Genomic DNA, 11,313 nt, shown 5'->3' with positions numbered 1-11,313 from the left:
AGCTGGTGCTGGCCGCGCGCGACCGCAAGGGTCTGTTCGCCGACGTCGCCGCCGCCCTGGCCGCGGCCGGGGCGGACGTGGTCGGCGCGCGGGTGTTCACCTCGAGGACCGGCCTGGCCCTGGACGTCTTCCACGTCCAGGACGCCCGCGGCGAGCCCTACGGCTCGGGCCACCCGGCCGTGCTGGGCAAGGTCTGCCACGAGATCGAGACGGCCGCCCGCGGCGAGGGCGTCGCCGCCCGCACGCCGGCGCGGCCGATCACCGGGCGCAGCGCCGCCTTCGCGATCTCGCCGGCGGTGGCGGTCGACAACGAGGCGACCAAGGCGGCCACCGTGGTGGAGGCCTCAGGCCGCGACCGGCCGGGCCTGCTGGCCGACCTGGCCCGCGTGCTGGCCGACGCCGGCCTGTCGATCCAGTCCGCCCACGTCGACAGCTACGGCGAACGCGCGGTCGACGCCTTCTACGTGCACGACGAGGAAGGCGGACGGCTCGCCGAGCCGCGCCGGATCACCGCCCTGAAGGCGGCGCTGGAAGGAGTGCTGGAGCAGACCGAAGCGCGCGCGCCGACGGCCCCGATCCGCATCCGGGCGGGTCGGGCGCGCTAGCGCTTCGATTGTTCTTTTGAATGTCTGGGGCAGGTCCCGGGCGGGCGTGCGCCCGCCCGGTTCCTTATTTCGTCACGTTCCGGCGATCACCCGGCCTTGGCCTTGGTCTTTCTGGGAGACTTGGTGGCCGCCGGAGCCTTGGCCTTGCGGCCGGCCAGTTCGGCGTCGATCAACGGCAGCAGGTCGGTCGCGGCCGCCTGCTGGTTGGGCGCCCCGCTGGACTGCAGGCGAACGGCGTTCGCGCGCAGGGTGGCGAGGTCCTTCAAGTCCATCCCGGGAAGACGTTCGGTCATGTGCACGGGCGGTCTCTCCTCAACGGCGACGCGGCGGACGCGGCGGGGCGCCCGGAGGACGCGGAGCGCCCTCGGTCTTGTGGCGGAAGGTGATGCGGCCCTTGTCGAGATCGTACGGAGTCATCTCGACGGTCACCCGATCGCCGACCAGCGACCGGATCTTGTTCCGCTTCATTCGCCCGGCCGTGTAGGCCAGGATGACGTGTTCGTTGTCGAGCTTAACGCGGAAGCGTCCCTCGGGCAGAAGTTCAATGACTTCGCCTTCGAACTCGATGAACTCTTCCTTGGCCATTTACGCCGCTTGCAGGTTGACGGCGGATTCCTTGCCGCTGCGGCGGTCACGCTCCAGCTCGTAGGAGAGCTTCTGGCCTTCGTCGATGCGGCCCAGGCCCGAACGCTCCACGGCGCTGACGTGCACGAACACGTCCTTGCCGCCGTCGTCCGGCTGGATGAAGCCATAGCCTTTGGTCGCGTTAAACCACTTCACAGTCCCAGTCGCCATTGTAGGCCTCCATAGGGATCGAAGCCGCCCCGAGGGACGGCGGGTAGCGTCGAGGTCTGCAGATAAGGCGTCCTGGTAACCCGAGCGCGCGTCGCGGACGGTAGTAGGCGCAGTGATACGCGACAGAGGCTCGACGGGTCGGAACATGGGCCGCCGCTTGCGCGGAGTCCAGCTTGACCGGGGCTAAAAAGTCGCGGCGGCCGACGGAACAAATTCGAATCTGCCGCCCGCCCTTGCCGGAAAAGGCCTCGCTTCAGAACAGGCGGCGGAACAGGGCCTCGACGAGGGCCAGGGCGACCAGCACGGCGACGAAGACGGCGAGGTTGCGCCAGGACTTCACGATCGGTTCGCGGCCCTGCCGCGGGACGGCGCCCACGGGCTTGGGCTTGGCCGCCTTGGCCGCCTGCTCCTTGCGCCGGCGCACGTCGCGCAGCGACACCACTTCAGCCTTGCGTTCCGGCTCGCTCATGGCCCGGAGCGTAGCACGATCAGCGCGAACGAAAACGGGCGGGCCGTCGCCGGCCCGCCCGCTCTCAGTCACGATCTCCGGAGCGAAAGCTCCGCAGGATCACTCGGCGTCGCTGCGCTCGCGGCGCGGACGACGGCCGCGGCCGCCGTCACGGTCGCGACGCTCGCCGCCTTCGCTGCGCTCGCGGCGCTCCGAACGCTCTTCCTCCGGGGCTTCGCCCCGGGCGGCGCGTTCGGCGGCCAGCTTTTCGGACAGGTCTTCGCCAGTTTCCTGATCGACCACCTTCATCGACAGCTTGGTCTTGCCGCGGTCGTCCATGCCCAGGAACTTCACCTTCACGGTGTCGCCCTCGTTCACGACGTCGGTGGTCTTGGCCACCTTGTGCGGAGCCAGCTGGCTGATGTGGACCAGGCCGTCCTTGGCGCCGAAGAAGTTCACGAAGGCGCCGAAGTCGACCACCTTCACGACCTTGCCGGTGTAGATCGTGCCGACCTCGGGTTCCGAGGCGATCGACTTGATCCAGTCACGGGCGGCGTCGATCTTCGACTGCTCCGAGGCGGCGATCTTGATGGTGCCGTCGTCGGCGATGTCGACCTTGGCGCCGGTCTTCTCGACGATCTCGCGGATCACCTTGCCGCCCGAGCCGATCACTTCGCGGATCTTGTCGGTCGGGATCTTGATGGTCTCGATCTTCGGGGCGAACTCGCCGAGCTCGGCGCGCGGCGCGGTCATGGCCTGGGCCATTTCGTTGAGGATGTGCAGGCGACCGGCGTTAGCCTGGGTCAGCGCCTTGCGCATGATCTCTTCGGTGATGCCCGGGACCTTGATGTCCATCTGCAGCGAGGTGACGCCCACCTCGGTGCCGGCCACCTTGAAGTCCATGTCGCCGAGGTGGTCCTCGTCGCCCAGGATGTCCGACAGGACGGCGTATTCGCCCGACGGCTCCAGGATCAGGCCCATGGCGATGCCCGAGACCGGACGCTTCAGCGGCACGCCGGCGTCCATCAGGGCCAGCGACGAACCGCAGACCGTGGCCATCGACGAGGAGCCGTTGGACTCGGTGATCTCCGACACCAGACGGACGGTGTAGGGGAATTCGTCCGCGGCCGGCAGCATCGGACGGATCGCGCGCCAGGCCAGCTTGCCGTGGCCGATTTCGCGACGGCCCGGCGAGCCCATGCGGCCGGTCTCACCCACCGAGTAGGGAGGGAAGTTGTAGTGCAGCAGGAAGCGCTCCTTGTAGGTGCCTTCCAGCGCGTCGATCCACTGCTCGTCCTCGCCGGTGCCCAGGGTGGCGACCACCAGGGCCTGGGTCTCGCCGCGGGTGAACAGGGCCGAGCCGTGGGTACGCGGCAGGACCGAGACTTCCGAGACGATCTGGCGGACCTTGTCGACCGGACGGCCGTCCACGCGGCGGCCGTTCTCGATGATGTCGCGGCGCAGGACGTTGGCTTCGACTTCCTTGAAGGCCGAGCCGAACTTGGTCGGATCGAAGCCTTCCGGGTTGGCCTCGGACTTCACCAGGGCTTCGACGGCGCGCTTCTTGGCGGCGTCGATGCCGGCGCGGCGCTCGGCCTTCTGGGTCAGGCCGTAGGCGGCGCGCAGCTCGGCGCCGACCAGGTCGCGGATGGCCGCTTCGATGTGGTCGGTCGGTTCCGGCTGGAAGTCGAACGGCTCCTTGGCGGCGTGCTCGGCCAGTTCGATGATCGCGTCGATCACCGGCTGGAAGCCGCGGTGCGCGAACATCAGCGCCTCGAGCATGGTCTCTTCCGGCAGCTCCTTGGCTTCGGATTCGACCATCATCAGGGCGTCCTGGGTGCCGGCGACGACGAGGTCCAGCTTGGACTCGGTCATCTGCTCCAGGGTCGGGTTCAGGACCATCTGGCCGTCGATCACGCCGACGCGGGCGGCGCCGATCGGGCCCATGAACGGCACGCCCGACAGGGTCAGGGCGGCCGAGGCGGCGACCATGCCGACGACGTCCGGATCGTTCTCCAGGTCGTGCGACAGCACGGTCACGACCACCTGGACTTCATGCTTGAAGCCCTTGACGAACAGCGGGCGGATCGGACGGTCGATCAGGCGGGAGACCAGGGTCTCCTTCTCGGTCGGACGGCCTTCACGCTTGAAGTAGCCGCCCGGGATCTTGCCGGCGGCGAAGGTCTTTTCCTGGTAGTTGACCGTCAGCGGGAAGAAGTCGATCCCCGGCTTCGGCGCCTTGCCGAACACGGCGGTGGCCAGGACGGTGGTCTCGCCGTAGGTGGCGAGCACGGCGCCGTCGGCCTGACGGGCCACGCGGCCGGTTTCGAGGGTCAGCGGACGGCCGGCCCACTCGATGGTCTTGCGTTTGATATCGAACATTTCGGTTTTTCTTCTCTGTACCCGCGGCCCCATTGCGCGCGGGGGTGGACAGGCGGTGGGGGCCGTCAGGCCCTTCGGGTCCTCTCCCGGGCGTCGTCCGGCCGCGCCGGCGTCACGCCCACTTGGTGGTTCAGGCCTTGCTCGCAGCTTCGGCGGAAAGACCTGGACAGGCTCTGGTCGAGGACGGTGATCGCCCTCACGTACGGGGTTCGACTTTCGAACCGGGCCGACGGCGTCCCTGAGCTTGTCGGAAGGACGACGCCGGATAGGCCGCGGGCGCCCCGGAGGGCGCCCGCGATTTGGTCTAGCGCTTAGCGGCGCAGGCCCAGACGCTCGATCAGGGACTGATAGCGGCCCTGGTCGGACTTCTTCAGGTGGTCGAGCAGACGACGACGCTGCGACACGAGCTTCAGCAGCCCCCGGCGCGAGTGGTTGTCTTTCTTGTGGGTCTTGAAGTGCTCGGTCAGGTTCGAGATCCGTTCAGACAGGATCGCGACCTGGACTTCGGCGCTGCCGGTGTCGCCCGCGGAGCGGGCGTGGTCTTGGATCAGTTGAGCCTTGCGCTCGACAGTGATCGACATCGGGATTTCCTTAAGCGAGATCGAGATGGAACACGCGGACGGGATTCAGCTTCCCGGCCCGCATTTCACAGAGCGCCTGCGCCTTGCCCCCGGTCGTGGCCAGAACGGTCCGGCTCGCATCCTGGCCCGCGACAGTGCGCGGTCTCAGACGCGGGCGAAGCGTTTCGACCTGTCTGGGGAGCAGGACGACGGGGCGTCCCTGCTTGAGCCAGAAGGCGTCTTCATCGGTCACGGCGAGCGCCGGGATGTCGTCCAGCGCCGTCTCGACCGGAAGCAGGGCCTCCAAGCCGTCGCCCCTATGCACCAACTCCTGCAATTTATCCAGTGTAATCGCGTTCTCCGCGCTGAACGGCCCCACCCGCTCGCGCCGCAGCGCCGAGACGTGGCCGCAGGCGCCGAGCTCCAGCGCGATGTCGCGCACCAGCGAGCGCACATAGGTGCCCTTGCCGCAGCGGATGGTGATCTCGACATGGTCGGCGTCCGGCGCGGCGCTGACCGCCGCCTCGTGGATCACCACCGGACGGGCCGCCAGCTCGACCTCGATGCCGTCGCGGGCCAGGTCGTAGGCGCGCTCGCCGCCGACCTTGATGGCCGAGAAGGCCGGGGGGACCTGCTGGATCTCGCCCACGAAGCGCGGCAGCACGGCCGCCACGGCGTCGGCGCTGGGCCGCACGTCGGAGGTGGCGGTCTTCTCGCCTTCGCGGTCGAAGCTGGTGGTGGTCGCACCCCACTCGATCGAGAAGCGATAGACCTTCTCCGCCTCCATCAGGAACGGCACGGTCTTGGTCGCCTCGCCCAGCGCGATCGGCAGCACGCCGGTGGCCAGCGGGTCCAGCGTGCCGGCGTGGCCGGCCTTCTGGGCGTTGAACAGACGGCGGACCTTGGAGACGGCTTCGGTGGAGGTGACCTCCAGCGGCTTGTCCAGGCACACCCAGCCGTGGACGGGATCGCCCTTCTTCCTGCGCCCCATCAGCCTTCGTCCTCGTCGGCCTGATCTTCGCCTTCCGGGCGCTCGATGTCCCGGCGCACGCGCGGGTCGTTGAACAGGGCGTCCATGTGGGCCGCCTTGTCGAAGCTCTCGTCGTGCAGGAAGCGCAGGTCGGGCGTGAACTTCATGACCATGTGCCGGCCGAGCGCGCCGCGCAGGAAGCGGGCGTGGCGGTTCAGCGCGTCGACCACCTCCGGCGCGTGGCCGCCGCCCAGCGGCTCCACGAAGCAGGTGGCGTGCTTCAGGTCGGGGCTCAGGCGCACCTCGGTGACGGTCACCGAGACGCCGCGCATGGCGTCGTCGTGGATCTCCTCCTCGCGGAGGACCTCGACCAGAGCGTGGCGGACCAGCTCGCCGGCGCGCAGTTGGCGTTGCGAAGGCCCGGCCGCATGGCCGCCCTTGGCGTTGTCTTGATGTCGCTTCATGTCGTCTCCGTCCCGCAGCCGCGGATCGGACGCGGCGGGCGGGGGTGTGTGGGTCCAGGCGGTCAACCCGCGCGCCCGGGCGATGGTCTCAACCGAGCCGCAGGCGCCGGGCGGGACCCGGGAAGGCGCGGGGCTTACCGGGCCGGGGCCGCGGTGTCCAGCGCCCCGGCGCGGGTTTTCAGGTCGTGGACCAGCCCGGCCGGCAGGGTGGAGACCCCCGGGCGCACCGGCAGGCCGGCCGCGTTCAGAAGCTCGGCGGTCCAGTGATTGCACAGGTGGAGGTAGGAGAAGGTCTCGGCGCTCTCGAAGAAATGCGCCTCGCCCCAGCCGCGCACCGGGCCGCCCTGAGGGGCGCCGTCCCTGAGCGCGAAGGAGCGGTCCAGCCGCTGGGCCAGCCGCTCGAAGCCCTCCGGCGACAGCCGCAGCTTCACCACGCCGCTAGAATAGAGCTTGTCCGGCGAGGTGCGGATCGGCTCCAGCATGACCACCGAGCGGTTGCCCGGCGCGAACAGGGCGCGCAGCGCGTCCAGGGCCCGGGCCGGCGACATGCCGCTCTCGACGTAGAAGCGCGCGTCGCCCCAGCCGACCAGCACCCACGGCGAGGGCGCGATCTGGGCCAGGGCCTCGGCCGAAGGCCCGCCGTGCGCCTTCAGCGCCTCGGCCGGGACGGCCAGGTTGGTGTGCATGCCGTTGTCGACGACATAGACGGTCACCGCCGGCGCGCCGGGCGCGACGGGATAGAGCTGCGGATCACCGGGGCGCCGATAGCTCAGCAGGGCCAACAGCAGCAGGCCCGCGACGCCGAGGGCGACGAGAAGGCGGATCGGCAGGGCGCGAGAACGTCCGGTCATGGTCGCCCCCGCGTCCGGCTCACCAGCCCTTGGCCGCGCCGTTGCCGTCGTTGACCGGCACGCGGCCGGACTTCGGCGCGGCGTATTCGCCGCGGTAGCGGAAGTCGAGCTGGGTGCAGAAGAAGGCGGCCTTCTTCTCGGCGTTCCAGCCGATGACCTGGACCTTCAGCTTGGTGTGCGGCTCGAACGGGGTGGTGACCAGCCAGGCGCGCTCGGCGCCGGCGCAGGCCGCCTTGGCGAAGCCCTTGCCGCCGTCCGCGCCGCCGACGGCGTACAGGCTGATCGGCTCGTTCTTGCCCGCCTTCACCAGGTCGGCCGCCTCGTCGATCGAGAACGGCCGTTCGGCGTCGCCGCCCAGGCTGACGCTCTTGCCGTTCTGGCCGAACATCTCCAGCGGCGTCTTGCCGAACAGGCCCTTCTTCACGACGAAGGTGGTGACGCCGGTGAACAGCTTCGCGCTCGCGGAGTCGGGATCGTAGACGTAGTAGAGCCGGTCCGCCGCGAAGGCGGGCGCGGCCGCCCCGGCGACCACGAGCGCCGCGAGCACGGCGTTGAAAGCACGTCCGACCATGACTTAACCCCGACGAGGCATCCGCCACCGGAAATAGTGCAGTTTCGGTGGAAGGCCAAGCTTCGGCCCGGCGCCCTCGGTCCGCAAGTCAGAACGCGCCGAACACCGAGCCGAGCGCGATGACCACGACCAGGGCCGCGGCCGCGCCCAGCACGCCGACGCCGACAATGTCGCGATAGGCCTCGCGATGGCTGCAGCCGCACACCGCCAGCAGGGTGACGACCGCGCCGTTGTGCGGCAGCAGGTCCAGCGTGCCGGCCCCGATCGCCGCGACCCGGTGCATCAGGGCCGGGTCGACGCCCTGAGCCACGGCGCTCTGGATGAAGTCCGGCCCCAGCGCCTCCAGCGCCACGGTCAGGCCGCCCGAGGCCGAGCCGGTCAGGGCGGCCAGCAGGTTGGTGGCGACCGCCAGAGACACCAGCGGCCCGACCTCGAGGTCGATCAGGTGGTTGCGCACGACGCCGAAGGCCGGCAGGGCCGCCACCACGGCCCCGAAGCCGACCAGGCTGGCCACGCTGAGCGCCGGCAGGGCCGAGGCGTGGGCGCCGGCGTCCATGCTCTCCCGCAAGCCCGGCAGCCGGCGGCGGTTGACCAGCACGACGGTCGCCACCGCCGCGGTCAGGGCCACCAGCACCGACCAGACGCCCACGACCGAGGCCGGCGCCACGCCGCCCCAGCGCGGCGCCTCCAGAAAGCCCAGGTCCAGCCGGGGCAGGACGACCAGCGACATCAGCAGATTGACCCCGATCACCACGAAGAGCGGCAAGGCGGCCAGGGCGAGCCGGGGCTCGAGGTCGGACCGGCGGCCGTGGGCCAGCTCCGGCGGGTCGAACTCGCGCGCGGTGGCGGCGCGTTCGCGCACGCGCTGCAGGTCGGGCGGGCCCGCGACGTCGCACGCTACGCCGTCATAGCCTTCGCCGGCGGCGCGGGCCTTCGTCTCCGCGCGGGCCATCCACCACAGCCCGACAGCCAGCATGACCGCCGAGGCGATCACGCCCAGGCCCGGGGCGGCGAAGGGGGTGGTGCCGAGGAAGGCGATCGGGATGGCGTTCTGGATGGCCGGCGTGCCCGGCAGGGCGCTCATGGTGAAGGTGGAGGTGCCCAGCGTGATGGCCGCCGGCGTCAACCGGCGCGGCACGCCGGCCGCCTGGAACAGGGCGCCGGCCATGGGCGCCAGCACGAACATGGCCACGAACACGCTGACCCCGCCGTAGGTGACCGCCGCGCCGGCCAGCACCACGGCCAGTACGGCGCGCTGCGGGCCCAGCTTGTGGATCAGGAAGCGCGCGATCGCGGCGACCGAGCCGCTGTCGTCCATCAGCTTGCCGAACACCGCGCCGACCAGGAACAGCGGGAAGAACTGGGCCAGGAAGCCGGCCGCGCCGCCCATGAAGGTCTGGGTCCAGCTGGCCAGCAGGGGCTGGCCGGAAAAGGCCGCCGCCAGCAGGGCCGCGATCGGGGCCAGCAGCAGCACGCTCCAGCCGCGGAACGCGAACCAGACCAGCACGGCCAGCGCCAGGAGGATGCCGAGAAGCCCCATGCGCGCATCAACCCTGCGCCGGCGGGCGGGTTCGGGCGCGCACAAACGAAAACGGCCCGCCTCCGGGGAGGCGGGCCGCAATCTTGATCAACCGGTCAATACAGGGATCAGAGCGTGCGCTTGATCTCTTCGACGGTGAAGCACTCGATCAGGTCGCCCTTCTTGACGTCCTGGAAGCTGCCGAAGTTCATGCCGCATTCCTGGCCGACGACGACTTCGTTGACCTCGTCCTTGAAGCGCTTGAGCGTGACCAGCGTGCCCATCTCCTGGATGACCACGTCGTTGCGCAGGATACGCACCTTGGCGCCCTTGCGGACCGCGCCTTCGGTGACGCGGCAGCCGCCGACGATGCCGACCTTGGTGATCTTGAAGACCTCCAGGACTTCGGCGTTGCCCAGCCAGGTTTCGCGCTGGATCGGCGGCAGCATGCCCGAGAGCACGCCTTTGATGTCGTCGATCAGGTCGTAGATGATCGCGTAGTAGCGGATCTCCACGCCCTCGCGCTGGGCGAGATCGCGGGCCTGCTTCGAGGCGCGGACGTTGAAGCCGATGATCGGCGAGTTGGCGCCCTTGGCCAGCAGCACGTCGGACTCGGTGATGCCGCCGACACCCGAATGGATGACGCGAGCACGCACTTCGTCGGTCGAGATCTTCGCCAGCGAACCGGCGATGGCTTCGGCCGAGCCGCCGACGTCGGCCTTGATGATGACCGGCAGCTCCTTGAGCTTCTTGTCCTGCAGGCGCGACATCATGTCGGCCATGGACACGCCGGCCATCGGCGAGACGGCCTTCTCACGCTTCACGCGCTCGCGGTACTCGGTCAGCTCGCGGGCGCGGGCTTCGTCTTCCACCACGGCCAGGGTCTCGCCCGGATCCGGAGCGGCGTCGAGGCCGAGGATCTCGACCGGCTCGGACGGGCCGGCGGTCGGAACCTGTTCGTTGCGCTCGTTGACCAGGGCGCGCACGCGGCCCCAGGAGCCGCCCGCCACGACGATGTCGCCGCGCTTGAGCGTGCCGCGCTTGACCAGGACGGTCGCGACCGGGCCGCGGCCCTTGTCGAGCTTGGCTTCGATGACCACGCCTTCGGCCGACCGGTTCGGGTTGGCGCGCAGGTCCATGATCTCGGCCTGCACCAGGATGGCGTCGATCAGCTTGTCGAGGTTCATCCGCTTGGTGGCGGAGACTTCGACGATCTGGGTGTCGCCGCCCAGGCTTTCAGCCACGATCTCGTGCTGCAGCAGCTCGTTGACCACCCGGGTGGAGTCGGCGCCCGGCTTGTCCATCTTGTTGACGGCCACGATGATCGGAGCGCCGGCCGACTTGGCGTGGCTGATCGCTTCGATCGTCTGGGGCATGACGCCGTCGTCGCCCGCCACCACCAGGATGACGATGTCGGTGACGTTGGCGCCGCGCGCCCGCATGGCCGAGAACGCCGCGTGGCCCGGGGTGTCGAGGAACGACACGCGCTCGCCGTTCGGCAGGCGGACCTGGTAGGCGCCGATGTGCTGGGTGATGCCGCCGGCTTCGCCCGCGGCCACGTCCGTCGAACGGAGCGCGTCCAGCAGGCTGGTCTTGCCGTGGTCGACGTGACCCATGACCGCCACCACCGGAGGCCGGGGCAGCATGGTCTCGGGCGCGTCTTCCTCGGCGATGAAGCCGGTTTCGACGTCGGCTTCCGACACGCGCTTCACGGTGTGGCCGAACTCGGTGGCCACCAGCTCGGCGGTGTCGTTGTCGATGACGTCGTTGATCTTCAGCATCATGCCCTGACGCATCAGGAACTTGATGATGTCGACGCCGCGGGTGGCCATGCGGTTGGCCAGTTCCTGGACGGTGATGACGTCCGGGATCACGACCTCGCGCGCAACCCTCGGCTGCTCGACGGCGCCGCCCTTGCGCTTTTCCTTCTCACGCTCGCGGGCCCGGCGAACCGAGGCCAGCGAACGCATCCGCTCGGCGGTCTCACCGTCGCCGGCGACCGCCTGAATGGTCAGGCGACCTTCACGGCGCTGCGGCGCGCCGCGGGTGCGGGACAGGGCCTTGCCGGGCGCCTCGGCGCCGGCCGCGCGGGCGCGGCGGAGACGATCGGCCTCCTCCAGGTGCGCGGGCTTGCGGTCGGCCGAACGC

The 11,313-nt window shown here is 69.9% G+C and carries 12 protein-coding genes and 1 pseudogene; 1 reads left to right on the top strand and 12 read right to left on the bottom strand.

Annotation, left to right across the window (positions count from 1 at the left end; genetic code table 11):
• On the top strand, positions 1–605 hold a 605-nt coding region (locus G3573_RS16340; protein WP_163262553.1), incomplete at its 5' end, for an ACT domain-containing protein.
• 86 nt (positions 606–691) lie between these two features.
• Here the strand turns inward: G3573_RS16340 and G3573_RS16335 are convergent.
• The 12 genes and pseudogenes from G3573_RS16335 to infB form a co-directional block, all read right to left on the bottom strand.
• Positions 692–898: a hypothetical protein gene (locus G3573_RS16335; protein ID WP_163262551.1), complete on the bottom strand. Its 207-nt coding sequence runs from the start codon at positions 896–898 to the stop codon at positions 692–694.
• A gap of 76 nt (positions 899–974) precedes the next feature.
• A pseudogene (infA, locus tag G3573_RS16330) lies at positions 975–1,190 on the bottom strand (translation initiation factor IF-1); the annotation flags it as partial.
• Positions 1,191–1,400, bottom strand: coding sequence for a cold-shock protein (locus G3573_RS16325; protein WP_163262547.1), 210 nt, complete (start codon positions 1,398–1,400; stop codon positions 1,191–1,193).
• Between the two features lie 253 nt (positions 1,401–1,653).
• Complete coding sequence (locus G3573_RS16320) at positions 1,654–1,869, bottom strand: hypothetical protein (protein ID WP_163262545.1); 216 nt, start codon at positions 1,867–1,869, stop codon at positions 1,654–1,656.
• Positions 1,870–1,968: 99 nt separating this feature from the next.
• Positions 1,969–4,230, bottom strand: coding sequence for a polyribonucleotide nucleotidyltransferase (gene pnp, locus G3573_RS16315; RefSeq protein WP_163262543.1), 2,262 nt, complete (start codon positions 4,228–4,230; stop codon positions 1,969–1,971).
• A gap of 311 nt (positions 4,231–4,541) precedes the next feature.
• A complete protein-coding gene (rpsO, locus tag G3573_RS16310) occupies positions 4,542–4,811 on the bottom strand; it encodes a 30S ribosomal protein S15 (RefSeq protein WP_163262541.1) in 270 nt (89 codons plus the stop codon).
• Between the two features lie 10 nt (positions 4,812–4,821).
• Positions 4,822–5,781: a tRNA pseudouridine(55) synthase TruB gene (gene truB / locus G3573_RS16305; RefSeq protein ID WP_163262539.1), complete on the bottom strand. Its 960-nt coding sequence runs from the start codon at positions 5,779–5,781 to the stop codon at positions 4,822–4,824.
• Entirely contained in the window at positions 5,781–6,224 is a 444-nt protein-coding gene (gene rbfA, locus G3573_RS16300; RefSeq protein WP_163262537.1) for a 30S ribosome-binding factor RbfA, read from the bottom strand. The genes truB and rbfA overlap by 1 nt, the downstream gene beginning before the upstream one ends.
• Positions 6,225–6,358: 134 nt before the next feature.
• A complete protein-coding gene (locus G3573_RS16295) occupies positions 6,359–7,075 on the bottom strand; it encodes a DUF2459 domain-containing protein (RefSeq protein WP_163262535.1) in 717 nt (238 codons plus the stop codon).
• 19 nt (positions 7,076–7,094) lie between these two features.
• Positions 7,095–7,646, bottom strand: a complete 552-nt coding sequence (locus G3573_RS16290) for a hypothetical protein (protein WP_163262533.1) — start codon at positions 7,644–7,646, stop codon at positions 7,095–7,097.
• Between the two features lie 88 nt (positions 7,647–7,734).
• Positions 7,735–9,186 carry a GntP family permease gene (locus G3573_RS16285; RefSeq protein WP_163262531.1) on the bottom strand — a complete coding sequence of 484 codons (1,452 nt, stop codon included), beginning with the start codon at positions 9,184–9,186 and terminating at the stop codon, positions 7,735–7,737.
• 107 nt (positions 9,187–9,293) lie between these two features.
• A partial coding sequence (gene infB / locus G3573_RS16280; protein WP_163262529.1) for a translation initiation factor IF-2 occupies positions 9,294–11,313 on the bottom strand: 2,020 nt, incomplete at its 5' end.

It is taken from the genome of Caulobacter sp. 17J65-9, from assembly GCF_010975005.1.
Classification (GTDB): domain Bacteria; phylum Pseudomonadota; class Alphaproteobacteria; order Caulobacterales; family Caulobacteraceae; genus 17J80-11.
Note: the sequence above shows the minus strand (reverse complement) of the source record. Positions and strands in the feature narration are given on the sequence as shown.

What these genes read in the sequence shown, in the direction of transcription:
- G3573_RS16290 (WP_163262533.1), bottom strand. Translation starts at nt 7,646, where the DNA reads ATGGTCGGACGTGCTTTCAACGCCGTGCTCGCGGCGCTCGTGGTCGCC.
- rpsO (WP_163262541.1), bottom strand. Translation starts at nt 4,811, where the DNA reads ATGTCGATCACTGTCGAGCGCAAGGCTCAACTGATCCAAGACCACGCC.
- G3573_RS16325 (WP_163262547.1), bottom strand. Translation starts at nt 1,400, where the DNA reads ATGGCGACTGGGACTGTGAAGTGGTTTAACGCGACCAAAGGCTATGGC.
- pnp (WP_163262543.1), bottom strand. Translation starts at nt 4,230, where the DNA reads ATGTTCGATATCAAACGCAAGACCATCGAGTGGGCCGGCCGTCCGCTG.
- truB (WP_163262539.1), bottom strand. Translation starts at nt 5,781, where the DNA reads ATGGGGCGCAGGAAGAAGGGCGATCCCGTCCACGGCTGGGTGTGCCTG.
- G3573_RS16320 (WP_163262545.1), bottom strand. Translation starts at nt 1,869, where the DNA reads ATGAGCGAGCCGGAACGCAAGGCTGAAGTGGTGTCGCTGCGCGACGTG.
- G3573_RS16285 (WP_163262531.1), bottom strand. Translation starts at nt 9,186, where the DNA reads ATGGGGCTTCTCGGCATCCTCCTGGCGCTGGCCGTGCTGGTCTGGTTC.
- G3573_RS16295 (WP_163262535.1), bottom strand. Translation starts at nt 7,075, where the DNA reads ATGACCGGACGTTCTCGCGCCCTGCCGATCCGCCTTCTCGTCGCCCTC.
- G3573_RS16335 (WP_163262551.1), bottom strand. Translation starts at nt 898, where the DNA reads ATGACCGAACGTCTTCCCGGGATGGACTTGAAGGACCTCGCCACCCTG.
- rbfA (WP_163262537.1), bottom strand. Translation starts at nt 6,224, where the DNA reads ATGAAGCGACATCAAGACAACGCCAAGGGCGGCCATGCGGCCGGGCCT.